The sequence below is a fragment of the Leisingera sp. ANG49 genome (genome assembly GCF_059694505.1).
Map to the genome: position 1 here is coordinate 34,550 of NZ_JCATZN010000007.1, position 24,549 is coordinate 59,098.

Annotated in this window: 26 protein-coding genes; 17 read left to right on the forward strand and 9 right to left on the reverse strand. The window is 66.9% G+C overall.

All coding sequences use genetic code 11. The annotated features are described in order from the left end of the window. Positions 1 to 68 precede the first annotated feature (68 nt). Positions 69 to 1,241 (reverse strand): MFS transporter, encoded by a 1,173-nt coding sequence (locus AC58NV_RS19400; protein WP_497228597.1) that lies wholly within the window; start codon positions 1,239 to 1,241, stop codon positions 69 to 71. Positions 1,242 to 1,358: 117 nt separating this feature from the next. Between AC58NV_RS19400 and AC58NV_RS19405 the strand changes: the two genes are divergently transcribed. Next, the gene (locus AC58NV_RS19405; RefSeq protein WP_497228598.1) at positions 1,359 to 2,522 is read left to right on the forward strand and encodes a DUF3095 domain-containing protein; all 1,164 of its coding nucleotides are present in this window, start codon (positions 1,359 to 1,361) and stop codon (positions 2,520 to 2,522) included. A 2-nt stretch (positions 2,523 to 2,524) separates the two neighbouring features. Here the strand turns inward: AC58NV_RS19405 and AC58NV_RS19410 are convergent, their stop codons facing one another. Continuing rightward, positions 2,525 to 3,175, reverse strand: coding sequence for a carbonic anhydrase (locus AC58NV_RS19410; protein WP_497228599.1), 651 nt, complete (start codon positions 3,173 to 3,175; stop codon positions 2,525 to 2,527). 176 nt (positions 3,176 to 3,351) lie between these two features. On the opposite strand from AC58NV_RS19410, the gene AC58NV_RS19415 reads away from it, so the two are divergent. The 3 genes from AC58NV_RS19415 (at position 3,352) to AC58NV_RS19425 (ending at position 6,009) form a co-directional block, all read left to right on the forward strand. After that, positions 3,352 to 3,711, forward strand: coding sequence for a hypothetical protein (locus AC58NV_RS19415; protein WP_497228721.1), 360 nt, complete (start codon positions 3,352 to 3,354; stop codon positions 3,709 to 3,711). A gap of 85 nt (positions 3,712 to 3,796) precedes the next feature. Then, positions 3,797 to 5,179: a leucyl aminopeptidase family protein gene (locus AC58NV_RS19420; protein ID WP_497228722.1), complete on the forward strand. Its 1,383-nt coding sequence runs from the start codon at positions 3,797 to 3,799 to the stop codon at positions 5,177 to 5,179. Between the two features lie 5 nt (positions 5,180 to 5,184). Then, entirely contained in the window at positions 5,185 to 6,009 is an 825-nt protein-coding gene (locus AC58NV_RS19425) for a C40 family peptidase (protein ID WP_497228600.1), read from the forward strand. Positions 6,010 to 6,102: 93 nt separating this feature from the next. Here AC58NV_RS19425 and AC58NV_RS19430 read toward each other — a convergent pair whose 3' ends face one another. The 3 genes from AC58NV_RS19430 to AC58NV_RS19440 form a co-directional block, all read right to left on the reverse strand. Further along, positions 6,103 to 6,447: a DUF2794 domain-containing protein gene (locus AC58NV_RS19430; RefSeq protein WP_497228601.1), complete on the reverse strand. Its 345-nt coding sequence runs from the start codon at positions 6,445 to 6,447 to the stop codon at positions 6,103 to 6,105. A gap of 115 nt (positions 6,448 to 6,562) precedes the next feature. Then, a complete protein-coding gene (locus AC58NV_RS19435) occupies positions 6,563 to 7,252 on the reverse strand; it encodes an ArsR/SmtB family transcription factor (RefSeq protein WP_497228602.1) in 690 nt (229 codons plus the stop codon). Positions 7,253 to 7,330: 78 nt separating this feature from the next. Next, entirely contained in the window at positions 7,331 to 9,004 is a 1,674-nt protein-coding gene (locus AC58NV_RS19440) for a Y-family DNA polymerase (RefSeq protein WP_497228603.1), read from the reverse strand. A 112-nt stretch (positions 9,005 to 9,116) separates the two neighbouring features. On the opposite strand from AC58NV_RS19440, the gene AC58NV_RS19445 reads away from it, so the two are divergent. After that, positions 9,117 to 9,593: a c-type cytochrome gene (locus AC58NV_RS19445; protein ID WP_497228604.1), complete on the forward strand. Its 477-nt coding sequence runs from the start codon at positions 9,117 to 9,119 to the stop codon at positions 9,591 to 9,593. 39 nt (positions 9,594 to 9,632) lie between these two features. On the opposite strand, the gene AC58NV_RS19450 is transcribed toward AC58NV_RS19445, so the two are convergent. Further along, the gene (locus tag AC58NV_RS19450) at positions 9,633 to 10,250 is read right to left on the reverse strand and encodes a TetR/AcrR family transcriptional regulator (protein WP_497228605.1); all 618 of its coding nucleotides are present in this window, start codon (positions 10,248 to 10,250) and stop codon (positions 9,633 to 9,635) included. 137 nt (positions 10,251 to 10,387) lie between these two features. On the opposite strand from AC58NV_RS19450, the gene mbfA reads away from it, so the two are divergent. Both mbfA and AC58NV_RS19460 read left to right on the forward strand, forming a co-directional pair. After that, entirely contained in the window at positions 10,388 to 11,362 is a 975-nt protein-coding gene (gene mbfA / locus AC58NV_RS19455) for an iron exporter MbfA (protein ID WP_497228606.1), read from the forward strand. 392 nt (positions 11,363 to 11,754) lie between these two features. After that, complete coding sequence (locus AC58NV_RS19460) at positions 11,755 to 12,678, forward strand: AEC family transporter (protein WP_008557969.1); 924 nt, start codon at positions 11,755 to 11,757, stop codon at positions 12,676 to 12,678. Here the strand turns inward: AC58NV_RS19460 and AC58NV_RS19465 are convergent. After that, a complete protein-coding gene (locus AC58NV_RS19465; protein WP_039133794.1) occupies positions 12,675 to 13,016 on the reverse strand; it encodes a cupin domain-containing protein in 342 nt (113 codons plus the stop codon). The genes AC58NV_RS19460 and AC58NV_RS19465 overlap by 4 nt on opposite strands. A gap of 228 nt (positions 13,017 to 13,244) precedes the next feature. On the opposite strand from AC58NV_RS19465, the gene fghA reads away from it, so the two are divergent. Genes fghA through AC58NV_RS19480 form a run of 3 tightly spaced genes read left to right on the forward strand, consistent with a single transcriptional unit; the run spans position 13,245 to position 16,054 of the window. Beyond that, positions 13,245 to 14,078 (forward strand): S-formylglutathione hydrolase, encoded by an 834-nt coding sequence (gene fghA, locus AC58NV_RS19470; protein WP_497228607.1) that lies wholly within the window; start codon positions 13,245 to 13,247, stop codon positions 14,076 to 14,078. An 18-nt stretch (positions 14,079 to 14,096) separates the two neighbouring features. Then, entirely contained in the window at positions 14,097 to 15,599 is a 1,503-nt protein-coding gene (sthA, locus tag AC58NV_RS19475; protein ID WP_497228608.1) for a Si-specific NAD(P)(+) transhydrogenase, read from the forward strand. After that, positions 15,596 to 16,054 carry a YaiI/YqxD family protein gene (locus AC58NV_RS19480; RefSeq protein WP_497228609.1) on the forward strand — a complete coding sequence of 153 codons (459 nt, stop codon included), beginning with the start codon at positions 15,596 to 15,598 and terminating at the stop codon, positions 16,052 to 16,054. The genes sthA and AC58NV_RS19480 overlap by 4 nt, the downstream gene beginning before the upstream one ends. Here the strand turns inward: AC58NV_RS19480 and AC58NV_RS19485 are convergent. Further along, positions 16,051 to 16,389 carry an NIPSNAP family protein gene (locus AC58NV_RS19485; protein WP_497228610.1) on the reverse strand — a complete coding sequence of 113 codons (339 nt, stop codon included), beginning with the start codon at positions 16,387 to 16,389 and terminating at the stop codon, positions 16,051 to 16,053. The two genes, AC58NV_RS19480 and AC58NV_RS19485, sit on opposite strands and share 4 nt — an antisense overlap. Before the next feature lie 403 nt (positions 16,390 to 16,792). Between AC58NV_RS19485 and AC58NV_RS19490 the strand changes: the two genes are divergently transcribed. The 4 genes from AC58NV_RS19490 to AC58NV_RS19505 are packed head-to-tail and all read left to right on the forward strand — an operon-like array spanning position 16,793 to position 20,256. Further along, a complete protein-coding gene (locus AC58NV_RS19490; RefSeq protein WP_497228611.1) occupies positions 16,793 to 17,755 on the forward strand; it encodes a DMT family transporter in 963 nt (320 codons plus the stop codon). A gap of 5 nt (positions 17,756 to 17,760) precedes the next feature. Next, positions 17,761 to 18,381 carry an HAD family hydrolase gene (locus tag AC58NV_RS19495; protein ID WP_497228612.1) on the forward strand — a complete coding sequence of 207 codons (621 nt, stop codon included), beginning with the start codon at positions 17,761 to 17,763 and terminating at the stop codon, positions 18,379 to 18,381. A gap of 31 nt (positions 18,382 to 18,412) precedes the next feature. Continuing rightward, the gene (locus AC58NV_RS19500) at positions 18,413 to 19,330 is read left to right on the forward strand and encodes an ornithine cyclodeaminase family protein (RefSeq protein WP_497228613.1); all 918 of its coding nucleotides are present in this window, start codon (positions 18,413 to 18,415) and stop codon (positions 19,328 to 19,330) included. Then, positions 19,327 to 20,256 (forward strand): alpha/beta fold hydrolase, encoded by a 930-nt coding sequence (locus tag AC58NV_RS19505; RefSeq protein ID WP_497228614.1) that lies wholly within the window; start codon positions 19,327 to 19,329, stop codon positions 20,254 to 20,256. Before AC58NV_RS19500 ends, AC58NV_RS19505 begins: the two co-directional genes overlap by 4 nt. Before the next feature lie 98 nt (positions 20,257 to 20,354). Here AC58NV_RS19505 and AC58NV_RS19510 read toward each other — a convergent pair whose 3' ends face one another. Further along, positions 20,355 to 21,605, reverse strand: a complete 1,251-nt coding sequence (locus tag AC58NV_RS19510) for an MFS transporter (protein WP_497228615.1) — start codon at positions 21,603 to 21,605, stop codon at positions 20,355 to 20,357. Between the two features lie 245 nt (positions 21,606 to 21,850). On the opposite strand from AC58NV_RS19510, the gene rffA reads away from it, so the two are divergent. From rffA to AC58NV_RS19525, 3 genes are read left to right on the forward strand one after another with little or no spacing between them, the layout of a single operon-like run. Beyond that, the gene (gene rffA, locus AC58NV_RS19515) at positions 21,851 to 22,996 is read left to right on the forward strand and encodes a dTDP-4-amino-4,6-dideoxygalactose transaminase (RefSeq protein WP_497228616.1); all 1,146 of its coding nucleotides are present in this window, start codon (positions 21,851 to 21,853) and stop codon (positions 22,994 to 22,996) included. Further along, on the forward strand, positions 22,996 to 23,559 hold the full coding sequence (locus AC58NV_RS19520) for an acyltransferase (RefSeq protein ID WP_497228617.1): 564 nt from the start codon (positions 22,996 to 22,998) through the stop codon (positions 23,557 to 23,559). Before rffA ends, AC58NV_RS19520 begins: the two co-directional genes overlap by 1 nt. A gap of 34 nt (positions 23,560 to 23,593) precedes the next feature. Then, positions 23,594 to 24,493 carry a hypothetical protein gene (locus AC58NV_RS19525; RefSeq protein ID WP_497228618.1) on the forward strand — a complete coding sequence of 300 codons (900 nt, stop codon included), beginning with the start codon at positions 23,594 to 23,596 and terminating at the stop codon, positions 24,491 to 24,493. Positions 24,494 to 24,549: the final 56 nt, after the last annotated feature.

A 24,549-nucleotide genomic window follows, 5' to 3' on the forward strand; every position in this document is an offset into this window, starting at 1 on the left:
AGTTTTGCCCGGCCCCATGGCCGGCGCGGGTGTGATACTGCCTCTGGGGACAAGTTTAAAGGGGCCGATCAGTCCATGCTGTCGCGGCTGAGCAGATAAATTGCGCAGCCGAGCCCAAGAAGCACCAAAAAGAAGGCGAAAATGCCCGTATAGGGCAAGGATGGGTCCGCTCCGGCCAGATTTGCGTGGAGGCGCCCGGTGGCGAACTGCATGATTCCCACCCCGCCGATGCCAAAGAGATTGAGCAGCGTGACCCCCCGCCCGGCCAGATGCGGCGGCACGAAGGCGCGCCCGTGCGCCATGATCACCGGAAAGGACGCGCCGAAGAACCCCACTGCCGCCATCATCGCCACCGGCATCCAGACCGGCGCGCCGGCGGCCAGGATCAGCCCGCCCAGCGCCGCGCAGCCCAGCAGGTTGCCGCCCAGGATCACCCATTTGCGGGTGCCCAGCATCCGGTCCAGCGGCCCGTAAGAAAACGTGCCGGCAATCATCGCCGCCCCCATCACCAGCGTCGCCAGGCCCACCTGCTGGGTGCTGAGCCCGTAAACATCGTTCAGAAAGGGCCCGATCCACAGCCCCCGCAGCGCGCCGGAGGGCGCATAGGCCACCAGCATCAGCGGGAAGATCGCCCACATCGCCGGCATCTTCAGCAGATCAAAGACCGACCCCTTGTGTTCACCCGCCGGCTTGTCCGGGTCGCTGACGGTCAGAAAGATCCCCGCCGCCACGATGGCCGACACAACAGCCAGCCCCGCCAGCGTGCCGCGCCAGCCGAACAGATCCACCGCCAGCGCTGTCGGGTAGGAGGCCACCAGATTGCCGGCCGATCCCACCCCCAGCATCAGCGCTGCCAGGGTGGCGAACCGCGCGGGCGGGTACTGGCGGGCAAAGATATAGTAGGACGCCATCAGCACCGGCGAACAGCCGATGCCGATCAGGAACATGGCTGCCCCCACATGCCAGGGCGCCGTGGCGGCGGCGAACACCGCGGCGCCGCCGCCGCCGCCAATCAGCAGCAAGAGCGGCGCACTGCGCCGCGGCCCGATATGGTCCAGCGCCCAGCCCACCGGCAGCTGCATCGCCGCAAAGGACAGGAACCACATGCCCGACGCAAACGCCAGATCATCCGGCGCCGCCCCGATGTCCTGCCCCAGCACCCCCGACAGCACCGCCAGGAAGGCGCGGAAAAACTGGCTCAGCACATAGGCCAGGCACAATAAGATCAACCCTGCCTGCATTTTCCCTCCCCCGCGTTTTTCGTTGCTGCCGCACAGCTTGCATGTTTGGCGCGGGCGCACAATTTGTTTAGACAGAAACGGCAGGTCACGGGATCACGCCACAGGGGGAAGATGCATATGACAACGGATAGCTTCTATGCCGCCCTCCCCAAGGTCCGCGAGTTCGGCGATCTCTCCGACCCGTCCGTCTTTTCGCCACTGCCCGCGGACTGGCACCTGTGCTGCACCGACATCGTGAATTCCACCGGGCTGGTGAAGGCGGGCCGCTACAAGACCGTGAACATGGTCGGCGCCGCGGTGATCGCCGCAATGCGCAACGCGCTGGAGGGCGAGGCTTTTCCCTATGTCTTCGGCGGCGACGGCGCCTCCTTCGCGGTGCCGCCCCGCCACCAGGCCACGGCGCAGCGCGTTCTGGGATCCTTGCGCAGCTGGACCGAGGCGGAATACGGCATCTCCCTGCGCGCCGCGGTACTGCCGGCCGCCGCGATCCGGGCCGAGGGGCTGGACGTGCAGGTCGCCCGCTACGCGGTGTCGGACCACGCCGATTTCGCCATGTTCAGCGGCGGCGGCCTGGCTTGGGCCGAAGCGCAGATGAAATCCGGCGCCTTTGCGGTTGCCCCTGCGCCGCAGGCCGCTCCGCCCGACCTCGCCGGCCTCTCCTGCCGCTGGAGCAACACGCCTGCCCGCCACGGCATCATCCTGTCGGTGGTCGCGCAGCCCGCCCCCGGCGCCGGCCCGCAGGCCTTTGCCCGGCTCGCCGCCGAAGTGCTGGATCTGGCGGCAGAACTGGAGGACAACGGCCACCCGGTCCCCAAAGCCGGCCCCAAGCTGCGCTTCCCGCCTGCCGGGCTGACGCTCGAAGCCCAGGCCTCCCGCGGCCGGGCGCCGCTGGTTCTGAGGAAACTTGCGCTGTTCTTCCACAGCGCTTTGGCCGGGCTGATCTTTGTCACCAAACGCCGCTTCGGCAGCTTCGACCCGGTGCACTACCTGTCAATGCTCCGGGCGCATTCGGATTTCCGCAAATTCGACGACGGGCTGAAGATGACGCTGGATTGCACGCCCGCCATCCGCGACCGCATCCGCCAGCATCTGCAGCAGGCGGCTGAGGCCGGGCTGGCGCAGTTCGGCCTGCATGAGCAGGACGCCGCCATGGTCACCTGCATCGTGCCCTCCCCGGTTGAGGACGACCACATCCACTTCGTCGACGGCGCCGCGGGGGGCTATACGCAAGCAGCCGCCAATCTGGCGGCTGCGTTTGGCTCCGGCAAGAAAACGGCCTGACCTCAGACCGGGGCGAAGGTGCCCGCCTTCGGGTCATAGCATTCCAGCCCGCCCTCGCCGATATCGGTCCACAGCCCGTGCAGGCTCAGCTCGCCCGCCTTCACTGCCGATTCGATGAACGGGAAAGTCATCAGGTTCTCCAGCGAGGCGACAACCGCCTGCCGCTCGAACTGGCGCGCCTGCTCCACCGGATCCTCGATATTCTCGACACCGCCGAACTTTGGCTTCAGGATGTCCATCCAGCGGCCGACAAAGCTGGTCTTTTCCTCCAGCTGCGGCGCGTTGCCCTTGCACATGTCGATGCAGCCCTGCACGCCGCCGCACTGCGAATGGCCCAGCACGATCAGATGCGACACCTTCAGCGCGGTGACCGCATATTCCACCGCCGCCGAGGTGCCGTGGTGGTCGCCGTCGGGCGCAAAGGGCGGCACCAGATTGGCGATATTGCGGTGAATGAAGAACTCGCCCTGGTCGGCGCCGAAGATCGAGGTCACATGCACCCGGCTGTCGCAGCAGGAGATCACCATCGCCCGCGGCCGCTGGCCCTCGGTTGCCAGACGGCGGTACCAGCCCTGGTTCTCCTCATAGGATGTGGCCTTCCAGCCGTGGTATCGGGTCACCAGATAACTCGGGAGAGGTTTGGCAAATTCCATTGTCGAATCCTCGGTTCATTTCGCGTTGCCGGCCGTATTACCCTGCATTGTCTCAAAATTCGAGGAATTTGATCCGCCCGCGGAAACCTTTTGAAAACTTATGGATCCCAAATTGGGCAGCGTGCCGTGGGGGCATGAAGAATTGGGTGAATGTGGTGGCTAACATACTGACAGTGATGCACTCCGAGACAGTGCGCTTAGATCCTGACAAACTTTCCGCGCTCTATGAACAGCTCGGCGAAGCCGGTGCCGAGGACGTCGTGTGCCGGGCGATTGAGGAAATGGCAGTCCGCCTGACGCATTGCGAGCGTCTGTGGCGGCAGAACGATATGATGAACCTGCGCAAGAGCGCCCGGTCGCTGATTGCGATGGCCGAACAGATCGGCATGACGGCGCTGGCGTCCATCGCCAATGACGTGACCCGGGCCATTGATGCCGAGGACGCGCCGGCCGTTGCCGCCATCCTGTTCCGGCTGATGCGGGTGGGCGAACGCTCGCTGACCGCGGTCTGGGACCAGCAGGACATGACGATCTGACATTTCCGAAGCCCGCGGGGCTTGCAGGCCGCGCAGCGGCGGCTACTCTGGCGCATCAGAAATGATTGCAACCGGAGTTTTTTCGATGCCGCCAGTCTTTGCCGCGCCCGGCCCGGACGCCTGTCCCGTGCATGTCATCGCAAGCGATGCTTTCGACAGCTGGCTCTCGGGCCAGCCGCAGCGCGTTCAGGCTTGGGCCAAGGCACAGGGTTTCACCGGCGCCTGCGGCCAGGCCCTGACGGTGCCGGACGCCGATGGCGGGATCACAATGGCCCTGGCGGGCTTCGGCAGCGCCTCCCAGCGCGCGCGCCGCCGCTTCGTACTGGCCGAAGCGGCACAGAAACTGCCCGCGGGCACCTACCGCATCGCGTCCGGCCTGCCCGCTGAGGCCGCCGCCAGCGAGTCGCTCGGCTGGCTGCTAACCGCCTACCGCTTCGACCGCTACAAGGACGCCAAGGGCGAAGCCGCCGCGCTGCAAGCGCCCGAAGGCGTGGAGGCCGCCGCCGTGGAATCGCTGGCCGCTGCCGAATGCCTGACCCGCGACCTGATCAACACGCCCGCCGCCGACATGGGCCCGGCAGAGCTTCAGGCCGCAGCCGAATCCCTGGCGCAGGAGTTCGGCGCAGAAACCTCCGTCACCCTGGGCGAAGACCTCTTGGCCCGGAACTTCCCGCTGATCCACACCGTCGGCCGCGCCTCGGACCGGGCGCCGCGGCTCATTGACCTGCGCTGGGGCAGCAGCGGCCCGAAACTCACCCTGGTGGGCAAGGGTGTCTGTTTCGACACCGGCGGGCTGAACCTGAAGCCCGGCAACAGCATGGCGCTGATGAAAAAGGACATGGGCGGTGCCGCCAATGTGCTGGGGCTGGCCCGCATGATCATGGCTGCCGGGCTGAAGCTGCAGCTGCGGGTGCTGATCCCCGCGGTGGAAAATGCCGTCTCCGGCTCTGCCTTCCGCCCCGGCGATGTGCTGATGTCGCGCAAGGGGCTGACGGTGGAGAACAACAACACCGACGCCGAGGGCCGCCTGGTGCTGGCCGACGCACTGGCGCTGGCGGCGGAGGACGCGCCGGACCTGCTGATCTCCATGGCCACCCTCACCGGCGCAGCGCGGGTCGCCGTCGGCCCCGACCTGTCGCCCTTCTATACCGATCACGACGGCGACGCCGCCGCGCTTGCAACCAGCGCCGCCCGCACCGCCGACCCGGTCTGGCGGATGCCCTTCCACGATCCTTACGAGACGATGATCGAACCCGGCATCGCCGATCTGGACAACGCGCCCTCAGGCGGCTTTGCCGGCTCGATCACCGCCGCCCTGTTCCTGCGCCGCTTTGCCGGCGGTGCCCGCTACATGCATTTCGACATCTACGGCTGGACCCCCAGCGCAGCGCCCGGCCGCTCCAAGGGCGGCGCCATGCAGGGCGCCCGCGCGCTGTTTGCCGCGCTGCCGGACATGCTGGAGCTCTGAGCCTCATGGCCGACTACCGCCGCTTGCCCGTGAATGACCGTATCGCCGCCGCGCATCTGACGGACGCGCCCGAAGGGCTGGCGCGGGCCGACGGCAGCGCCGCCCGCATCGGTGCCGCCGTCGCCGACCTCCTGCGCGCGCCGGACGGCCCCCGCGACCGCCAGCTGGTCTACGGCGAACCGGTCACGGTCTACGAGGACCGCGGCGGCTGGTCCTTCCTGCAGGCGGCCAAGGATTCCTACGTGGGTTATGTACCCAGCACCGCCCTGACCGCGCCGTTCGAGGCCAGCCATTGGGTCAGCGCCCCGGCCACCCACGCCTATTCCGAAGATGATTTCAAATCGCCGGAAACCCATGCCCTCAGCCACGGCAGCCGGGTGCAGGTTCTGGGCGGCGCGGGACGGTTCCTTGAAACCACCCTCGGCTTCATCCCCGCCCGCCACCTGTCGCCGCTGGGCGCCCATGCGGAGGATCCGGTGGCTGTGGCGGAGCTGTTCCTCGGCACCCCTTACCTGTGGGGCGGCAACAGCCGCTTCGGCATCGACTGCTCAGGCCTGGTGCAGGCTGCGCTGCTGGCCTGCGGCATCGCCTGCCCCGGCGACAGCGACATGCAGGAGGCAGAGCTGGGCGATCCAGCCCCTGCCGGGGACTACCAGCGCGGCGACCTGCTGTTCTGGAAGGGCCATGTCGCCATGGCGCGGGACGCACAGACCCTGATCCATGCCAATGCCCACGATATGGCAGTGGCGATCGAGCCCATCGGCGCGGCAATCGAGCGGATCACAGCGCAGGGCGACGGCCCGGTCACCGCCCACAAGCGGCTGGCGTAACGCGGCCCCGTTGCCGCGGCCAAAAATCTTCATAAGATTTTTGACCGGAATTTTGTGAAAATTCCGGTCGCCGCTCCGCCGCGATCCTCGCGGCTACTCCACGGAGCGGATCAGCTTGCGCTCCAGCACCCTCAGCACGGTCTTCAGATCCGCCCCGCGCTTCAGGATATGCCCGTCCATGCCGACCACCGAATACTGCCCCTGCCGCAGCCGCAGCTTGGGGCGCTTTTCGATCCGGTAGAGCGGATGCTCTGCCGTGCGCCGGAAGACGGAGAAAACTGCCAGATCACGCAAGGAAGAAATCCCGTAATCGCGCCATTCCCCGGCGGCCACCATCCGTCCGTACAACGAAAGAATGACCGACAGTTCCCGCCGGTCAAATGCGACTTGCTGAGGGTAGGGAGATCCGGGAAAAGGCTGCACCTGATCAAAGCTCATAGTTAAAAGGTTGCGCCGTTTCCGGGGCAAATCAAGGCTTTTAACGTTCGATTTTTCGTGTGGTGCAGGATGCGCACAGGCGCAACAGGCCGGTTTTTGCCAGCTTTCGCGCCGCTCAGGCTGCCGCCAGCGCGCCGCACTGCACCCCCAGAATCTGCTCCAGCGCCGCCCGTCCGGGCGCGCTCAGCAGCAGCCCGCGCTTGTGCCGGTGCCGCTTGACCCAGCCGCTGTCCAGCGCGTGATCCAGGATCTGCCGCCCCATCGGTCCGGCCACATGCAGCTTGCGCTCGGTCCAGTCCAGGCAAGGCCGGGCAAAGGGCTGGCGGCCTGTCTTCTCCGGCAGCACCACCCCCAGTTTCAGCCATTCCCCGGCCGGAACCGCGCGGAAGGCGCCCTGTTCCTCGACCAGCATGCCGCGGTCCAGGAAGGCGCGGGTCATCGCCACCGCCAGCGGGCCCGCCAGGTGGTCGTAACAGCTGCGCAGCTGCGCCAGCCCGCCCGCCTTGCGCTGCTGGGCACGGTGCAGGCTGTCGGCCGGCGCAATTGCCGCCAGCTGCTCCAGCGCATGGGCCACCTCCGCGCCGGCCAGCCGGTGGTAGACGCAGCGGCCGCGCTTTTCCGCCACCACCAGCCCTGCGTCCTGCAGCAGCCGCAAATGGGCCGAGGCGGTCTGCGGCGTCACCCCGGCCGCCGCCGCCAGCTCCTTGTTGGTATAGGCGCGGCCCTCCATCAGCTCGCACAGCATCTGCGTGCGGCTGGCGTCGCTGATGGCCTGGCCCAGAATGTCGAAACGCGGCGTGATCATGCCCCTACCCTATGCGGTTTGCGCAGGGACACCCAAGCAAAACCCTTCGCCGCGCGCCGAACTGTCGGCTCCGCCCGGTCATGCAAACGAGCCATGGCAGAACCAGCCCGGCGACAGCGCGCCGCCATGGGCAAAGAACAGCCACAGCCGCGTGCCGCACTCCGTCACCACCACCCAGTAATCGCGCACGCCGCTGCGCCACTCGGGATCTTCCAGCCACCACTCGGGCGCAATCCGCTCCGGCCCCTCCGCCTCTGCCAGCGCCCAATCCCGCCCGCGCCAGCGGAAGCGTTCCGGCACCTGCGGCACATCCGGCGCATGCACCAGCTCGGGCCGCCACAGCAGCAGCGGCCGCGGGCGCGGCGGCAAAGGCCAGTCGCCGGAGGCAGGCTCCGACCAGGCCGCCGCCTGCACGTTGAAGGTTTTCTCCGGGATATGGCTCTCTGCCGGGTGACAGCGGGTGATCGCCTCCAGCCCCAGCCGCGCGCCCAGGCGGCCGATCAGATCCTCCAGCGCGGCGCCATCCTCCTGCCGCGCCCGCGCCGCGGCGCCCGCCTGCAGGTGGCCCGCCGGGCTGCGGGCGTGCATGGCTTCTGCCTGCAAGACCTCCAGCCGCAGCATGTCGATGCCGTAACCCGCGTCGATCTGCTCCAGCTTCATCTCCAAGAGCGGCCGGATGCGGGCGGGATCGCGGCTGGCACGGGCCAGGCCCAGGGTCACGGCCTCCATCTCCTGATCGCAGCGGTGCGCCTCCAGCCGCAGCACACGGGCGCCCTTGCCGCGCGCCTCCAGCCGGGCGCACAGCCGCGGCAGCATCCGATCAATGCCCGCCAGCAGGTCCTCCATCAGCCCGATCGGCTCCGGCAGGGTCAGCCGCACCGCAAAACGGTCCGGGCTGCGCGCGGGCGAGACCGGCTCAGGCGCGCTGCCCATCGCCTGATCCAGCCGCAGCACCAGCCCCTGGCCGAACCGGCGCGCCAGGCTGGCCCGCGGCTGACCCAAGAGATCGCCGATCCGCCTGAGCCCCAGCCGGTTCAGCTGCGCCACCGTGGCGCTGTCCAGCCGCAAGGCCGCCACCGGCAGCGGGGCCAGCGCGCCATAGGCCTGGCCGGTTTCCGCAATCCGGCCCAGCTGCGGCACCACCGCCTGCAGCTGCGGCGCCGCGCCGCCCCGGGTCCAATGGCGCCGCTTGACGCTCTGGCGTTTCTGCGCCCGGGCGCGGGTCGCGCGCGCCTCCTGATCGATGGCATCGCCCGACCGTTCCGGCGCGGCGTCCTCGCCTGCGTAGCGCGCCAGCGCCCAGGCCGCGCCCAGGGTGTCGGCCAGCCCCATCCGCACGCTCAGGCCCATCTCCGCACAGTCCTGCCCCGCCGTCTCCATCAGCGCCGCCTCGCTGCCGAACAGATGCGCGCAGCCAGTGAGGTCGATGGTCAGCCCGTCCTCTCCGGCCTCCGCCACCCAGGGGCTGAACTTGCCCGCCCAGCGCCTGAGCGCCGCCAGGAACGCCGCCTCCGCCGCGCGGTTGCGCGGCCGCACCACCAGGCCCGCGCACATCGCATGGGCATCGCGCAAGGGCTGGCCAGCCTGCAGCCCTTCCGCCGAGGCGGCCCTGTTTAACGCGGAAATAACCTGGGTGTTGGAGACTTCCTCGGCAACGGCCAGCGGCCCGGCAATACCGCCGCGCTCCGCCCGCAAAATGCGTTCGGCGCCAAGGCGCGGAAACCACAGCGACAGAATGCGGCGATGGGGCATGGGCAGATCGGGCAGCAGGGGCCGCCAGGCGGCAGGTTACAGGAGCTCAATGACAGATGTTCTTATTTTGTTCTCAAAATGCGATTCGGTCAATCCGCAGGGGCGCTGCGCAATGACCCTGCGCCGGCTCAAGGGTTTCGCCTTCCTCGTGACCCTCGCCGCTCTGGCCGCAGGCCTGACCGCCCCGGTCACAGCGGATAGCGGCCTCAGCAAGCATGTAACCCGCCGCATCGCCCTGATGACCGGGCAGAAGGCGGCGATGGACGTGCTCACCGGCATGATGGCCGGGCGCGTCATCTTCGACCGGGACAAGGCCCGCAGCGCCCGGCGGCAGCTGATCAAATCCACCGGCAGCATCCGCAAGCACTTCAAGAAACCGCAGCTGGATCCGCGCTCCAACGCCCGGCCGCTGATCTGGCACGCCTGGGATGATTTCAAGGCCCGCGCCGGGACCGCCCAAGCCGCGGCCAGGAACCTCAACACCCGCTCCCTGCCCGCCCTGCGCCGCACCCTGCCCGGCCTGATGCAAAGCTGTCTCAGCTGCCACGAGACCTACCGCAGCACCCCCAACAGCTTCACCACACACTGAGAGGAAAGTGACGCGGCACCGCTCCCGCAGGCCGCAGGTTCAGGCGTCGAACCGCGCCATGAAGGTGTCGATCGCACCGCTGATCACCCGCTCGCGCTCGGCCTCGGTGAACTCGGTGTCGATCTTGAACAGGAACCGCAGGAACACATCGGCCTTGCACAGCTCGATGAACTGCGCGGCGGCCAGATCGGCATCTTCGATCTTCAATTCTCCCCGCGCCGCCGCGGCCTCCATATAGGCCTGGATCTCCCCGTGCAGCACCATCGGCCCGCTTTCATAGAACATCGGTCCCAGCTCCGGGAACCGGTCGGCCTCGGCCACGAAGATGCGGAACAGCTGCAGGCTGAAGCCGCCCAGCAGCACCCCGTGCACCCGCTCCGCCGCCGCCCGCAGCACATCCCGCGGCCCGCAGCTGCCAGGTGTCAGGTCCAGTGATTCATCCGCCTGCTGCACGCAGGCCGAGCGCACCACCTCCATGAACAAGACCCGCTTGTCGGGGAAATAGCTGTAGAGCGTCGCTTTGGAGACCCCCGCCGCTTTGGCAATCTTGTCGACGCTGGCGCCCTCGAAGCCGTCCGCCAGGAACACCTCGCGCGCGCCTTCCAGGACCTGGTCGAATTTCCGGCCGGTGCGCAGGACGCTGGCTTGCTGGTTCATGCGGGCTCCGTTGGCTGCGTGGGGGTCTGGGCCTAATGTAGCCTGCGCCGTCCCATTGCAACAGGTTAAGCCGCATCATCTTGCGCTCCCTCGCGGAACCGTTATGTTTAGAATTATTCTAAACTGAGGGGCGGCAGATGCGATTTTTCACCCAGCGCAAGCACTTTGCGGATTTGACCGGCCAGGAAATCCTCGCCCTCGCGATCTCGTCGGAAGAGGACGATGCGCGCATCTACCGCGGCTACGCCGAGCGGCTGCGCGCCGAATATCCCGCCTCCGCAGCGATGTTTGACGGCATGGCGGCGGAGGAAGACGGCCACCGCGCCCAGCTGATTGCTCTGCACGAGACGCGGTTCGGTCCGGCGATCCCGCTGATCCGGCGCGAGCATGTGGCAGGTTATTATGCCCGCCGCCCCATCTGGCTGATGGAGAACCTGAGCCTGGACCGCATCCGCGACGAGGCCCGCGCGATGGAGCGCGACGCCGAACGCTTCTACACTGCCGCCGCCGCCCGCACCCGGGACGCGGCGACCCGCAAACTGCTGGGCGATCTGGCCGCCGCCGAGGCCGGGCACCAGGCCCGCGTCGGCGAGCTGCAGGAGGCGCATCTGGACGACGGCACCCGCGCGGACGAGGACCGCGCCGCCCACCGCCAGTTCGTGCTGACCTGGGTGCAGCCGGGTCTGGCCGGGCTGATGGACGGCTCGGTCTCCACCCTGGCGCCGATCTTTGCCACCGCCTTTGCCACCCAGGACACCTGGACCACCTTCCTGGTCGGTATGGCGGCTTCTGTCGGGGCCGGCATCTCGATGGGCTTCACCGAGGCCGCCTCCGACGACGGCGAACTGTCAGGCCGCGGCTCCCCCGTCAAACGCGGGCTGGCCTCCGGCATCATGACCACCGTCGGCGGCCTCGGCCACGCCCTGCCCTACCTGATCCCGGATTTCTGGACCGCCACCACGCTGGCGCTGCTGATCGTCTTCGTGGAGCTCTGGGCCATCGCCTGGATCCAGAACAAGTTCATGGAGACCCCGTTCTGGCGCGCCACCATGCAGGTGGTGCTGGGCGGCGCCCTGGTGCTGGGCGCCGGCGCGCTGATCGGCAGCGGCTAGGCAAGGGGGGCAAAGGAAGCCCTCCCGCCCGTTCCGGAGCAGCCAAAGGCTGCCCCTCCCCGGTTGGGCCCGGCAGCGCTGAAGCGCTGCGGTTGCGCCCGGGCCCCATAGGGCTTCTCTGGGTCAAGGGCGGCAAAGCCGCCGCGCCGTGGCGCGGTTTACCCTTGAGGCGGAGAAGTCCGGTCACACAATCGGCATGGTGCTCTCAGGGCACACCTGCCCTTAGGGCGCGTCTCAGCAAACCCCCTGCCCCGTGCGCAGCACGGGGCCACGCCCAACTGCGAAGGGCATTCTTCGAATGACCCTGCGCAGGCGGGAGCCCCCCCTGCCCGTTCAACGCCTGCCCAAAAAACAGCCTTTGCCAATTGGTCAGCTCTTGTTACCAATTCCCCATGGCCGAGATCTTCTTCCGCACCCTGCCCTTCTTCGCTATCATCGGCCTCGGCTACTGGGCCGGGCGCAGCCGCTTCTTCACCGAGGAAGCCACCGCCTATCTCACCCGTTTCGTGTTCTACTTCCCGCTGTCGGCGATGATCTTCGGCTTTGCTGCCAACCTGTCCTTTGCCGAGGTCTTCGATCCCACCCTGATCCTCGGCTACCTGGCCGGTACCCTGGCGGTCTATCTGCTGGTGACAGCTGTCGCCATGATCCGCGGCCTGGACGTGCCCACCGCAGCGGTGGAGGCGCAATGCGCCGCGATCGGCAACGTGGGTTTCCTGGGGCTGCCGATGATGGCGATCCTGTTCGGCCCGGCCTCCGCGGCGCCGATGATGGTGGTGCTCAGCGTCGATCTGGTGGTGTTTTCCTCGCTGATCGTCATCCTGATCAACGCAGGCCGCGGCCAGGGGCTTGGGCTGGCAACGCTGAAACTTGTTGGCCTGGGCCTGCTGAAGAACCCGATGATCCTGTCCATTGTCGCGGGCCTCGCCTGGTCGGCCTCCGCCCTGCCGATCCCGGAGCCCGCAAATGATTTCCTTACCATCCTCGGCGGCGCCGCCACCCCCGGCGCGCTGTTTGCCATCGGCGCCTCGCTGGCCTCGAAATCGGCGGAACGGGTGCAGGTCGCGGGCTGGCTCAGCTTTGCCAAGCTGGTGCTGCACCCGGCCTGCGTCGCCGTTGCGGTGCTGTGGCTGATCCCGGCGGCGCCGTTCTCCGCCGCGGTTGCCATCGCCGCCGCATCGCTGCCGGTGGCGGGCAATGTCTACATGCTGGCGCAGCACTACGGCGTGGCCCCGCACCGGGCCTCCGCCGCCATCTTCATCTCCACCGTGGTGTCGATCGTCACCGTGCCGGCGGTGATCGCCTGGGTTTCCTAAAGCCGGATCACGTAATCCTTGCGGGTGGTCTCGATCACCTCCCAGGTGCCGCTGAAGCCGGGCCGAAGGATGAAGCTGTCGCCCGCCGCCAGCGGATATTCGGTACCGTCATCGCTGGTGATCACCGAACGCCCCTCCAGGATCCGGCAGTATTCCCACTCGTCATAGGAAATCCGCCACTTGCCCGGCGTCGACTGCCAGATGCCGCAATAAAGCCCGTCCCGCTCCTCCGCGTTCCAGGTGGTGAAGACCGGATCGCCTGCCAGCACCTTCTCCGGTGCCGGGCGCTCCACCTCCGCCTCCGCGGCCTCCGGTGTCAGTCTTAGAAAATCGCTCATGGCCCTGTGCCTCCCGCTTGCCTTGGCGGCGGACTGTCCCGGTTTTCACCGCCGCTGTCCAGCAGCCTCCTGCGCAAATGCGGCAGCCGCCGCCCGTCCAAAGCCCCGGATGTTTGCGAAATCGCAAGCCTTGTGCCGCAAAAACCGGCATTGCTGCCGCCCATCCGCTGGACCCTGAGGCCAACTGCGGATAGCGATAGGGCTAACAGATTTTGAGGAGCCTCACCCATGGAAACCGTTTCCGAGAACCGCGCCTTTGGCGGCACCCAGGGCGTCTACAAACACGCCAGCTCCGCCACCGGCGGCGACATGACTTTCGGCCTGTTCCTGCCGGAGGAGGCCAAGGACGGCCCGGTGCCGGTGCTGTGGTACCTGTCGGGCCTCACCTGCACCCATGAAAACGCCATGACCAAGGCCGGCGCCCAGGCCTGGTGCGCCGAGCAGGGCATCGCCATCGTCTTCCCCGACACCTCGCCCCGCGGCGAAGGCGTGGCCGACGATGACGCCTATGACCTCGGCCAAGGCGCGGGCTTCTACGTGAACGCCGCGCAAGCCCCCTGGGCGCCGCATTTCCGCATGTGGGATTACGTGGCCGAGGAACTGCCCGCGCTGCTGGGAGACAAGTTCGCCATCGACCTGGACCGCCAGGCGATCACCGGCCACTCCATGGGCGGCCACGGCGCGCTGACGCTGGCGATGAACCTGCCGGGCCGCTACAAGTCGGTCTCCGCCTTTGCGCCGATCTCCAACCCGACCCAGTCCGACTGGGGCCGCAAGCAGCTGAGCGCCTACCTGGGCGACGATGAATCCGCCTGGGCCAAGCACGACGCCACCCTGCTGATGCGCGAGAAAGGCTTCGACGGCCCGATCCTGATCGACACCGGCACCTCCGATCAGTTCATCGACCTCTTGAAACCCGAGGCGCTGGCCCATGCAGTGGCCGAACGCCGCCAGCAGGCCACCCTGCGGATGCAGCCGGGCTATGACCACAGCTATTTCTTCGTGTCGACCTTCATGGAGGAGCATGTCTCCTTCCACGCCGACGCGCTGTACCAGAACTAAGAAACGAAGGACGCGGCCATGAGTGAAGACTTTGATTATGACCTGATCATCATCGGCTCCGGCCCCTCGGGCCGCGCCGCCGCCATCCAGGCAGGCAAGCTGCACCGCCGGGTGCTGGTGATCGACCGCAAGGACCGGCTGGGCGGCGTGTCGGTGCACACCGGCACCATCCCGTCGAAGACCCTGCGCGAAACCGTGCTGAACCTCTCCGGCTGGCGCGAGCGCTCCTTCTACGGCCGCTCCTACCGGGTCAAGGATGATATCCTCGCCGAAGACTTGAAAGCGCGCCTGCACAAAACCCTCGACCACGAGGTCGACGTGCTGGAGCACCAGTTCAACCGCAACCATGTGGACACCCTGCTGGGGCTGGCAAAATTCATCGGCCCGAATGAGGTCGAGGTCGCCACTGAAGCCGGTGAAACCACCCGGCTGACGGCTGAGAAATTCCTGATCTCCACCGGCACCCGCACCTACCGGCCCGATTACGTGCCCTTCAACGGCAGGACCGTGGTGGACGGCGACGAGTTCCTGGAAATGGCTGAAATCCCGCGCTCTCTGGTGGTGATCGGCGCCGGCGTGATCGGGGTGGAATACGCCACCATGTTCTCTGCTCTGGATGTGCGCGTCACCCTGATCGAGCCGCGCGAGACCTTCCTTGATTTCATCGACAAGACCCTGATCCAGGAGTTCACTCACCAGATCCGCGAAAACGGCGTCGACCTGCGGCTGGGCTCTGCAGTCGAAAGCATAGAAGACGCAGGCGAGCATGTCGAAGTGACCCTGGAAAACGGCCGTCACGTGCGCGCCGAAATGCTGTTGTTTGCAGCCGGCCGGATGGGCGCCACCTCCGCCCTGAATCTCGAGGCCACGGGCCTCAAGACCGACCACCGCGGCCGCCTCAGCGTCGACCGCAAGACCTACCAGACCGAGGTGCCGCATATCTATGCCGCGGGCGATGTGATCGGCCACCCGTCGCTGGCCTCCACCTCGCTGCAGCAGGGCCGCGTCGCCGCCTGCCATGCGCTGGAAACCCCGACCCTGCCGGAAAGCCCCTGGTACCCCTACGGCATCTACTCGGTGCCGGAGATGTCCACCTGCGGCATGTCCGAGGAAGAGCTGAAAGAGCGCGGCATTCCCTACGAGGTCGGCGTCGCCCGCTTCCGCGAAACCTCCCGCGGCCACATCATGGGGCTGGAGCACGGCATGCTGAAGATGCTGTTCTCACTGAAAACCCGCCGGGTGCTGGGCGTGCAGATCGTCGGCGAAGGCGCAACCGAGCTCATCCACATCGCCCAAGCGGTGCTGAACCTCAAGGGCACGGTGGACTACTTCGTGCAGAACACCTTCAACTACCCGACCCTGGCCGAGGCCTATAAAATCGCCGGTCTCGACGCCTTCAACCGGATGCCGATCCCGGAAGAATTCAAGGTGAAGAAGCCCGCCCGCAAGGCAAAAGCTGCGCCCAAACCTGAGGCCAAGGCGGAAAAAGCCCCCGAGGCAGAGAAGAAGGCGGCAGAGTGACCGCCCTTTACATCGACGCCGACGCCTGCCCGGTCAAGCAGGAGGCCGAGCGGGTCGCCACCCGCCACGGGCTGCGCATGTTCGTGGTCTCCAACGGCGGCCTGCGCCCCTCGCAGAACCCGCTGGTGGAAACCGTGATCGTGGCCGAAGGCGCCGATGTGGCCGACATGTGGATCGCAGACCGCTGCGGCCCCGGTGATGTGGTGGTGACGGGCGACATCCCGCTCGCCGCCAAATGCATCGAAGCCGGCGCCCGCGTGCTGCGCCACAACGGCGAGCGCTTCACCCAAGCCAACATCGGCCAGCAGCTGGCGATGCGCGACCTGATGGCCGACCTGCGCGCCGCCAACCCGCTGGGGGTTCAGGGCGGCGGCAAGGGTTTCACCAAGGCCGACCGCTCGCGGTTCCTGGATGCGTTGGAGCGCGAACTGCGCGCGGCCAAGACGGGCCGCTAAGCCATCGCTGCCTTCAGCGGCGCCAGATCCCCCTCCAGAACCGGGCGCAGAAAGGTCCGGTCATAGCGTCGGACAATGCCGTTCTCCCGGGCGAACCGGAACGCGGCGAGGCAATCGGCATCCTCAAAGCTTTTCGCGCGGTAGTCCTCATAGGCGGCAAGCGAGGGGAAGGAAAACAGCGCCACCGCCAGATCATTGGCGCTTTCATGCGGCAGGAAATAGCCGTGGTGGGTGCCGCCGAAGCGTTCCACCAGCGGGATCCAGGCCTTGGCGTAGACCTCAAAGGCCTCAACCTTGTCCGGGTGAATTTCGTAAGTGATGTAACAGGTGATCATGGCCGCCTCATGTGCTGGTTTACGGCCAAACCTAAGCGCCCGCACCCGCCCTGCCCAATGACTTTGCGTGATCCCCCTGTTCGCAAACGCAAATGCTCGCCCCCGCAGGCCTGCTCCCGGGTCAAGGCTCCGCGCCAGCGGACCGCGCGGCAGCGCGGCCTGGCCTTGACGCGGGATCAGGCCGCCCCACACTTGGACAGGCGCGTTCAGGGGCAGACCTGCCCCTGAACCGCTTCTCAGCAGGAATCCAGATCTTACCCCAAACCCCGAACCTCACGTTCTGCACCCCAAAATTCCGCCCCGGAATTTTGCCCGGAAAAATAGCATTTTCCGCCCCCCGCCCCATTGCCCGATTGGAGCAAATCCGCCACTGATCAAGGGCAGGAGACGGGAGGGCAACGGCATGAGCGCAGAGGTGAAGATCAGCGTCCCCGGCCTGTTCGCAGCCGCCGGCGCGGGCATCGCCTTCTCCGTCATCGACATGATCTTCAAGTTCCTGTCGGGCGACTACCCGCTCTATGAAATGGTTCTGTTCCGCTCGGTCATCGCGGTGGCGGTGATGCTTGCGATCATCATGCCGCTGGAGGGCGGCTACCACCTCTTGCGCACCCACCAGCCCAAGCTGCACCTGCTGCGCTGCCTGGTGGTGTTCTTTGCCAACATCTTCTTCTTCACCGGCCTCACCCTGCTGCCGCTGGCCGAGGCGGTGGCGATCGCCTTTGCCACGCCCCTCATCGTCACCACCCTGTCAGCGCTGTTTCTCGGCGAACGCCCCGGCCCGTGGCGCTGGGGCGCGGTGGTGGCCGGGTTCCTCGGCGTGCTGATCATCATGCGCCCCGGTGCCGGCACGTTCCAGCCCGCCGCCATCCTGCCCTTCCTCGGCGCCTGCGGCTATGCCACTCTGCACGTGCTGACCCGCCGCGCCGGCGGGTCCGAGGCCGGCGCGACCCTGGCCTTCTACCCGATGCTGGGATTTCTGGTGCTCAGCGCGCTGGCCGGGCTGATCTTTGGCGACGGCCGCTTTGCCACCGGCGACAGCCCCGCCTTCGACTTCATCCTGCGCGCCTGGATCTGGCCCGCGCCGCAGGACTGGCCCTATCTGATCGGCGTCGGCATCGCGGGCTCCGCGGGCGGCTATCTGGTCAGCCAGGCCTACCGTATGAACGAGGCCGCGCTGGCGGCGCCTTTTGAGTACATCGCCATGCCGATGTCGGTCCTGTGGGGCGTGCTGATCTTCAACGAATGGCCCGACCTCGCCGTCTGGGCCGGCAGCGCCCTGATCATTGCCTCCGGCCTGGTCTCGGTCTGGCGCGAAACCCGCAAGAACCGCCCCGCCCCGCGGCCCCGCCCGCGCGCAGAAGGATGAACCCTATGACCATTGACGCCGTCGTCTTCGATATCGGCCGCGTGCTGATCGAGTGGGAGCCGGAACGCTTCTACGACAGCCGCATCGGCGCGGCCCGCCGCCGGCAGCTGTTCGAACAGGTGCCGCTGCACGAGATGAACCTGAACGTCGACCGCGGCCACCCCTTCCGCGACAGCGTCTATGCCCTAGCAGAGCAGCACCCGGAGTGGCGCGAGGAAATCCGCTGGTGGCACGACTGCTGGCTGCAGATGGTGCCGCAGGCCATCCCCCGTTCCGTCCGGCTGATGCAGATGCTGCAGGCCAAAGGCACACCCGTTTTCGCCCTCAGCAACTTCGGAGCCGAGACGTTCGAGCTCGCCTGCGGCGCCTATCCGGCCTTGCGTGGCTTTGACCGCACATTTGTCTCGGCGCATCTGAAATGCATCAAGCCAGAGCCGGAGATCTATGCCATTCTCGAACGCGAAACCGGGGTGGCGCCGCAGCACCTGCTGTTCACCGACGACCGGCCCGAAAACATCGAAGCCGCCGATGCGCGCGGCTGGCAGACCCATCTGTTCACCGCCCCCGCGCCATTCGCCGCGCGGCTGGTGCAGGCGGGGCTGCTGACCGAACAAGAAGCCGCCTGAGACGGCCCGCAGAAAGAAGGACAACAGGCCCATGACCATCCCATTCATCAGCTTTGAAGAAGGTGAAGCCCTGCTGGACTGGGTCAGCTTCGCGGAGGCGCTGGCCGCCAGCCACGACCTGCCCAAGGCAGAGATCGGCGACACTTTCCTCTACCGCGATCCCGACACGCTGCTGAGCCGCTCCGCCTGGATCGACGGGCTGGGCATCGCGGTGAAAACCGCCAACATCTTCCCGCGCAACCCGGACGCGGGCAAGCCGATGATCAACGGCTCCGTCTGCCTCTACTCGGACAAGGACGGCACGCTTGAGGCGCTGGTGGATTTCCACCTGGTCACCAAGTGGAAGACCGCAGGCGACAGCCTGCTCGGCGCCCTGCGGCTGGCCAATCCGCAAGCGCAGGAAGTGCTGATCGTCGGCGCCGGCACCGTCGGCGCCTCCCTGATCGAGGCCTTCGGGGCCGGCTTCCCGCAGGCGCAGATCCGCGTCTGGAACCGCACCGGGTCCAAGGCCGAAGAGCTCTGCGCCCAATACCCCGGCACCCTGCACGCAGCAGATCTGGAACCGGCGGTGCGCGCCGCTGACATCATCGTCACCTGCACCATGTCCTCCGACCCGGTGATCAAGGGCGAGTGGCTCCGCCCCGGCCAGCACCTCAACCTGATCGGCGCCTACCGCCCCGACATGCGCGAGGCCGATGACGAAGCGCTCAGGCGCGCGCAGATCTACTGCGACAGCTTTGACACCACCCTGGACCACATCGGCGAATTCAAGATCCCGCTGGCCGAAGGCACCATCCAGCGCAGCGACGTGCTGGCGGATTACTACGGCCTCGGCAAATTCCCCGCCTTCGATCCTGCACCAATCACCCTGTTCAAGAACGGCGGCGGCGCCCATCTGGACCTGATGACCAGCCATCACATCCTGCAAAAGTGGAAGGCCCGGGCATGATCTGGCTGCTGGCCCTCGCCGTTCTGGCAATCGCCCTTGCGCCCTTCCTGCGCGAGCGTCTGCGCAAACCGATGGATGCCAAGGCCCGCCAGACCGCCCCCGGGGCGCTGGCGCAGCTGCCCGGCGGCTGCACCCACTACCGCTGGACCGGCCCCCTGCGCGGCCCCGTCGCGGTCTGCGTCCACGGGCTCACCACGCCGTCTTTCGTCTGGAACGGCATCGCCAAGGGGCTGGGCGCGATGGGCTACCGGGTGCTGACCTACGATCTCTACGGGCGCGGCTACTCGGACCGCCCCTCCGGCCCGCAGGACCGCGCCTTCTTCCTCACCCAGCTGGATGAGCTGCTGGCGGATCAGGAGGTCGGCGATGATGTCACCCTGATCGGCTATTCCATGGGCGGCGCCATCGCCACCGCCTTTGCCGCCGCCCGCCCCACCCGCCTGCGCGAGCTGATCCTGCTGGCACCGGCCGGCTTCGGCCGCAGCCCGGACCGGGTGACCCGTATCATCCGCCATGTTCCCCTGATCGGCGACTGGCTGATGCACACGATCTACCCCGCCCTGCACCGCCGCGGCACCGAGGCGGAGCGCGATCTGCCCTCCTCCGTCCCCGGCATCACCGACCTGCAGCAGCAGGAGCTGGGCTACCGCGGCTTCATCCCCGCCGTGCTCGCCTCGCTGCGCGGCATCCTGAACGGGGATTTCACCGAAGAGCTGCACAGCCTGCACAAGAAGGGCGTGCCCACGCTGGCCATCTGGGGCCGGGAGGACGCGGTGATCCCGCCGAACTCAGCCGGCCGCCTCGCCGAACGCGCCCGTTCCGTCCGGCAGGAGGAAATCGCCGGTGCCGGCCACGGGCTGCCCTATACCCACACCGAGGAGGTGCTGGAGATCATCGCCCAAAACCACCGCCGCGGGTTGCTCTGACACCCGCGCTGGTGGCTGCTTGCTTCTTCTTTGAAAAATACTCCGGGGTCCGGGGCTGGCCCCGGCTCCTCAGCCCGCCACGCAGCGCACCGCCGGCGTTACGCCGCCACCGGGGCCGCTGCCTGCCCCAGCGGGCGTTCCTTCACCGGCAGATGAACGATGGCGCTGAACGCGCCGACGCCGACCCCGATCCACCAGACCAGGGTGTAATCGCCATAGGCGTCATACATCCGCCCGCCCAGCCACACGCCCAGGAAGCTGCCCAGCTGGTGGCTGAAGAACACGATGCCGTAAAGCGTGCCCATGTAGCGCAAGCCATAGATATGCGCGACCAGTCCCGAGGTCAGCGGCACCGTTGCCAGCCACAGCGACCCCATGGCGACCGAGAAGATGATGACGCTGAGGGGCGTGATCGGGAACAGGATAAAGGCCGCCGCTGCAATCGTCCGCCCGGTATAGATCGCCGCCAGCAGGTATTTCTTGGAATAGCGCTTGCCCAGGTAGCCTGCCAGCAGCGTGCCGCCCACATTGGCGGCGCCAATCAGCGAAATCGCCGCCGCGCCCAGCGCAGAGGTGGTGGTGATGCCGATCGAATGCAGCGCCCCGCCCGGCAGGATCGGCCCGCACATCTCGGTCACAAAGGCCGGGAAATGCGCGGTGACAAAGGCCAGCTGATAGCCGCAGCTGAAAAAGCCTAAGAAGATCAGCGTATAAGAGGGGTCCTTGAAAGCCTTCTTCAGGATCGCCCCCATGCTCTCTTCCAGTTCCATCTTCGACGCCGCCTCCGGCGCCCGCATCAGCGGCAGCAGCGCAATCAGCACCAGCACCACGCCTGCAAACAGCAGGAAAATCGTTTGCCAGGGCAGGAAGCCCAGCAGCCACTCTGCCGTCGGCGCGCCGAAAATCTGCCCGGCGGATCCGGCCGCGGTGACAATCGCCAGCGACATCGAGCGGTTTTCGTCGGAACTGGCGCGCCCGACCACCGCCAGCACCACGCCGAATCCGGTGCCGGCAATGCCGAAGCCCACCAGCCATTCATAGGCCTGCATCTCGAACGGCGTGGTGGACGCCGCGCTCAGCACCAGGCCCGCAGCATAGACGATGGCGCCCATGATGATCGCCTTGCGGTCGCCGATCTTCTCGGCAATGGCGCCGAAAACCGGCTGCCCGATGCCCCAGGCCAGGTTCTGGATCGCAATCGCCAGCGAGAACTCCGACCGCAGCCAGCCGAACTCATCCGCAATCGGGATCTGAAAGACGCCAAAGGAGGCGCGCACCGCAAAGCTCACCATGATGATGATGCAGCCGACGATTAGAACGGGGGTAAACAGCGGCGCGGAACGGTCCATTGGGTCTCTCCTGGCAGGCTGGGCAACCCTCAAGCAAATCGGCCAACCGGTCAAATCAGGAATTTTGCGCGCATCATTAAGAAATTTTGATGTGAGGCGGTACGGCTCCCCGGCCAGGGCCGCCGGCGCGCCTGAAACGCAGCAGCCAGCCGCCTGTCCTTACAGGCCCCCGCACCCGGTTCCCTTGCGGCTTGCGGCAAAGCCAATATAAAGGTCGGCGAAGATCAAACGAGGCGGGCTGGCACATGGCCACAGCGAGAATCCCTTTCAACAAACCCTCGATGATCGGCGGGGAGCTGGCGCATATCCAGGAAGCGCTGGAGTTCGGGCAGCTGTCCGGCGACGGTCGGTTCACCCATCTGTGCAACGCCCAGATCGCGGACAAGACCGGGGCCGATGCGGCGCTCCTGACCCATTCCTGCACCGCGGCGCTGGAAATGGCGGCGCTGCTCTGCGATCTGCAGCCGGGCGACGAGGTGATCATGCCTTCGTTCACCTTTGTCTCCACCGCCAATGCCGTGGCTCTGCGCGGCGCGGTGCCGGTATTTGTCGATATCGACCCCGAGACCCTCAATATTGATCCGGAGAAAGTCTCCGCGGCCATCAGCACCCGCACCCGCGCCATCTTTGCGGTGCATTACGCGGGCTTCCCCGCCGACATGGACCGGCTGGCAGAGATCGCCCGCGCCCATGATCTGGTGCTGGTGGAGGATGCAGCGCAGGCCTTCGGGTCCACCTACAAGGGCCGCCCGGCGGGGTCGCTGGGGGATATGGCGGCGTTCAGCTTCCATGAGACCAAGAACATCATCAGCGGCGAGGGCGGCGCGCTGACCCTGACCCGCCCCGACCTGGTGGAACGCGCCGAGATCATCCGCGAGAAGGGCACCAACCGCTCCCGCTTCCTGCGCGGCCAGGTGGACAAATACACCTGGGTCGACATCGGCTCCTCCTTCCTGCCGGGGGAGCTGATCGCCGCCTTCCTCTATGGCCAGCTGGAGCAATCTGACGCGATCCTGGAAACCCGGCTGGCGCTCTACGACCGCTACTGCGCGGCCTTTGCCGGTCTCGAGGCCGCAGGCCGCGTCACCCTGCCCAAGACGCCGCCGGACACCACCGGTAATGGCCATATGTTCTATCTGCTGATGCGCGATCTGGACGACCGCGATGCCTTCATCGGCGGCATGCGGGATGCGGGCATCATCGCCCCGTTCCACTATGTGCCGCTGCATTCGGCGCCCGCGGGCCTGCGCTACGGGCGCAGCGCCGGCGACCTGCCGGTGACCAACGATATCTCCGCCCGGCTGGTGCGCCTGCCGATGTTCTTCGCGCTCGGCAGCAGCATCGAAACCGTCATCGAGACAGCCCGCAGCTGGCTGCAGCAGAACCCCTGATGGCCTATTACACGCAGGACACCCTGGCGCAGATGGGCTTTGCCTCCCTCGGCCGCAACGTCAGGATCAGCGACAAGGCATCGCTTTACGAGGTGCACAAGATGCACATCGGCGACAACTGCCGGATCGACGATTTCTGCGTGGTCTCGGGCAAAATCAGCCTGGGGCGCAATGTCTATATCGGCCCCTTCTGCCTGCTGGCTGGCGGCACCCCCGGCATCACGATGGAGGATTTCGCAACCCTGGCCTACCGGGTTTCGGTGTTTTCCCAGTCCGACGATTACAGCGGCGCCACCATGACCAACCCCACGGTTCCTGCCGCCTACAAGACGGAAATCAAGGAACCCGTGCACATCGGCCGCCATTGCATCGTCGGCGCAGGCTCGCTGGTGTCGCCCGGCGTGACACTGGCAGAGGGCTGCTCGGTCGGCTCGGCCTCGCTGGTGCTGAAATCCACCAGCCCCTGGACCATTTACGCAGGCAGCCCGGCGCGGCGGCTGAAAGACCGCAAGCGCGATCTGCTGGAGCTGGAACAGCAGTATCTCGCCGCCGAGGCGGACTAAGCTGCCACACGCCAAGCCATTGACAGGACCTCAGATGACAGAGCGGCCGAACTACATCGTTTACGCCCCCGCCTTCGACCCCGACAGCGGCGGCAGCATTTTCCTGCATGAACTGGTCAACACGCTGAACGGTCTGGGCGAGCAGGCCTTCCTGTGGCCGTGGCGGCGCCTGCCGGCCGCCGGCCTTCGGGCAGAGGTGATGTCGCGGCTGCGCCTGCCCGGCTCCCGCTGGGCGCGCCCCTACGGCACCAATCCCGGCCTCAACACCCCGGTGGCCCGGCTGGCGGACTTCAAACCCTCCAGCATCATTGTCTACCCCGAGGTCACCCTGGGCAATCCGATGCGGGCCCGGAACGTGGCCCGCTGGCTGCTCTATAAACCCGGCGTAGAGAACCCGTATGAGTTCACCGAGGGGGAGATGTTCTTCCGCGCCGGCAGCATCTGCGACATCCCCGAAATCACTGGTGGCGCCACCGACCTGTTCATGTGGCGCCGCAACCCGGTCTACCGGAACCAGAACCGGCCGGACCGCAGCGGCGCCTGCTACATCGTGCGCAAGGGCGCGCATAAGGACCGCATCCCGGAGACGGAAAACGCGATCCAGATCGACGGGCTTTCGCATGAGGAGATCGCAGAGATCTTCAACCGCTGCGACACTTTCTATTCCTATGACGAGGCGACCTTCTATTCCCAGTATGCCGCCATCTGCGGCTGCCAGAGCGTGGTGATCCCGGGGATTTACGCCAGCCGCGCGGAATGGAATGAAAACCACGCGCCGGGGCGCTACGGCATTGCCTATGGCACCAGCCCGGCTGAGCTGGAGCACGCAGCGGCGACCCGGCATCTGGTCGCGGACCTCTTGCAGGAACAGGAAGACCGCGGGCGGCGCACGGTGGAGAATTTCGTGAAGCTGACGCAGGAGCGCTTCGGCTGAGCCTTCGGGCTGCTGCCGCCAATCCCCCGCTTCCCATCCCCCGCGCCCCGCGCTAT

Bases quoted from the DNA above. Each gene is read 5' to 3' on its own strand.
- AC58NV_RS19400 (WP_497228597.1), bottom strand. From the start codon at position 1,241: ATGCAGGCAGGGTTGATCTTATTGTGCCTGGCCTATGTGCTGAGCCAG.
- AC58NV_RS19405 (WP_497228598.1), top strand. From the start codon at position 1,359: ATGACAACGGATAGCTTCTATGCCGCCCTCCCCAAGGTCCGCGAGTTC.
- AC58NV_RS19410 (WP_497228599.1), bottom strand. From the start codon at position 3,175: ATGGAATTTGCCAAACCTCTCCCGAGTTATCTGGTGACCCGATACCAC.
- AC58NV_RS19415 (WP_497228721.1), top strand. From the start codon at position 3,352: ATGCACTCCGAGACAGTGCGCTTAGATCCTGACAAACTTTCCGCGCTC.
- AC58NV_RS19420 (WP_497228722.1), top strand. From the start codon at position 3,797: ATGCCGCCAGTCTTTGCCGCGCCCGGCCCGGACGCCTGTCCCGTGCAT.
- AC58NV_RS19425 (WP_497228600.1), top strand. From the start codon at position 5,185: ATGGCCGACTACCGCCGCTTGCCCGTGAATGACCGTATCGCCGCCGCG.
- AC58NV_RS19430 (WP_497228601.1), bottom strand. From the start codon at position 6,447: ATGAGCTTTGATCAGGTGCAGCCTTTTCCCGGATCTCCCTACCCTCAG.
- AC58NV_RS19435 (WP_497228602.1), bottom strand. From the start codon at position 7,252: ATGATCACGCCGCGTTTCGACATTCTGGGCCAGGCCATCAGCGACGCC.
- AC58NV_RS19440 (WP_497228603.1), bottom strand. From the start codon at position 9,004: ATGCCCCATCGCCGCATTCTGTCGCTGTGGTTTCCGCGCCTTGGCGCC.
- AC58NV_RS19445 (WP_497228604.1), top strand. From the start codon at position 9,117: ATGACCCTGCGCCGGCTCAAGGGTTTCGCCTTCCTCGTGACCCTCGCC.
- AC58NV_RS19450 (WP_497228605.1), bottom strand. From the start codon at position 10,250: ATGAACCAGCAAGCCAGCGTCCTGCGCACCGGCCGGAAATTCGACCAG.
- mbfA (WP_497228606.1), top strand. From the start codon at position 10,388: ATGCGATTTTTCACCCAGCGCAAGCACTTTGCGGATTTGACCGGCCAG.
- AC58NV_RS19460 (WP_008557969.1), top strand. From the start codon at position 11,755: ATGGCCGAGATCTTCTTCCGCACCCTGCCCTTCTTCGCTATCATCGGC.
- AC58NV_RS19465 (WP_039133794.1), bottom strand. From the start codon at position 13,016: ATGAGCGATTTTCTAAGACTGACACCGGAGGCCGCGGAGGCGGAGGTG.
- fghA (WP_497228607.1), top strand. From the start codon at position 13,245: ATGGAAACCGTTTCCGAGAACCGCGCCTTTGGCGGCACCCAGGGCGTC.
- sthA (WP_497228608.1), top strand. From the start codon at position 14,097: ATGAGTGAAGACTTTGATTATGACCTGATCATCATCGGCTCCGGCCCC.
- AC58NV_RS19485 (WP_497228610.1), bottom strand. From the start codon at position 16,389: ATGATCACCTGTTACATCACTTACGAAATTCACCCGGACAAGGTTGAG.
- AC58NV_RS19490 (WP_497228611.1), top strand. From the start codon at position 16,793: ATGAGCGCAGAGGTGAAGATCAGCGTCCCCGGCCTGTTCGCAGCCGCC.
- AC58NV_RS19495 (WP_497228612.1), top strand. From the start codon at position 17,761: ATGACCATTGACGCCGTCGTCTTCGATATCGGCCGCGTGCTGATCGAG.
- AC58NV_RS19500 (WP_497228613.1), top strand. From the start codon at position 18,413: ATGACCATCCCATTCATCAGCTTTGAAGAAGGTGAAGCCCTGCTGGAC.
- AC58NV_RS19505 (WP_497228614.1), top strand. From the start codon at position 19,327: ATGATCTGGCTGCTGGCCCTCGCCGTTCTGGCAATCGCCCTTGCGCCC.
- AC58NV_RS19510 (WP_497228615.1), bottom strand. From the start codon at position 21,605: ATGGACCGTTCCGCGCCGCTGTTTACCCCCGTTCTAATCGTCGGCTGC.
- rffA (WP_497228616.1), top strand. From the start codon at position 21,851: ATGGCCACAGCGAGAATCCCTTTCAACAAACCCTCGATGATCGGCGGG.
- AC58NV_RS19520 (WP_497228617.1), top strand. From the start codon at position 22,996: ATGGCCTATTACACGCAGGACACCCTGGCGCAGATGGGCTTTGCCTCC.
- AC58NV_RS19525 (WP_497228618.1), top strand. From the start codon at position 23,594: ATGACAGAGCGGCCGAACTACATCGTTTACGCCCCCGCCTTCGACCCC.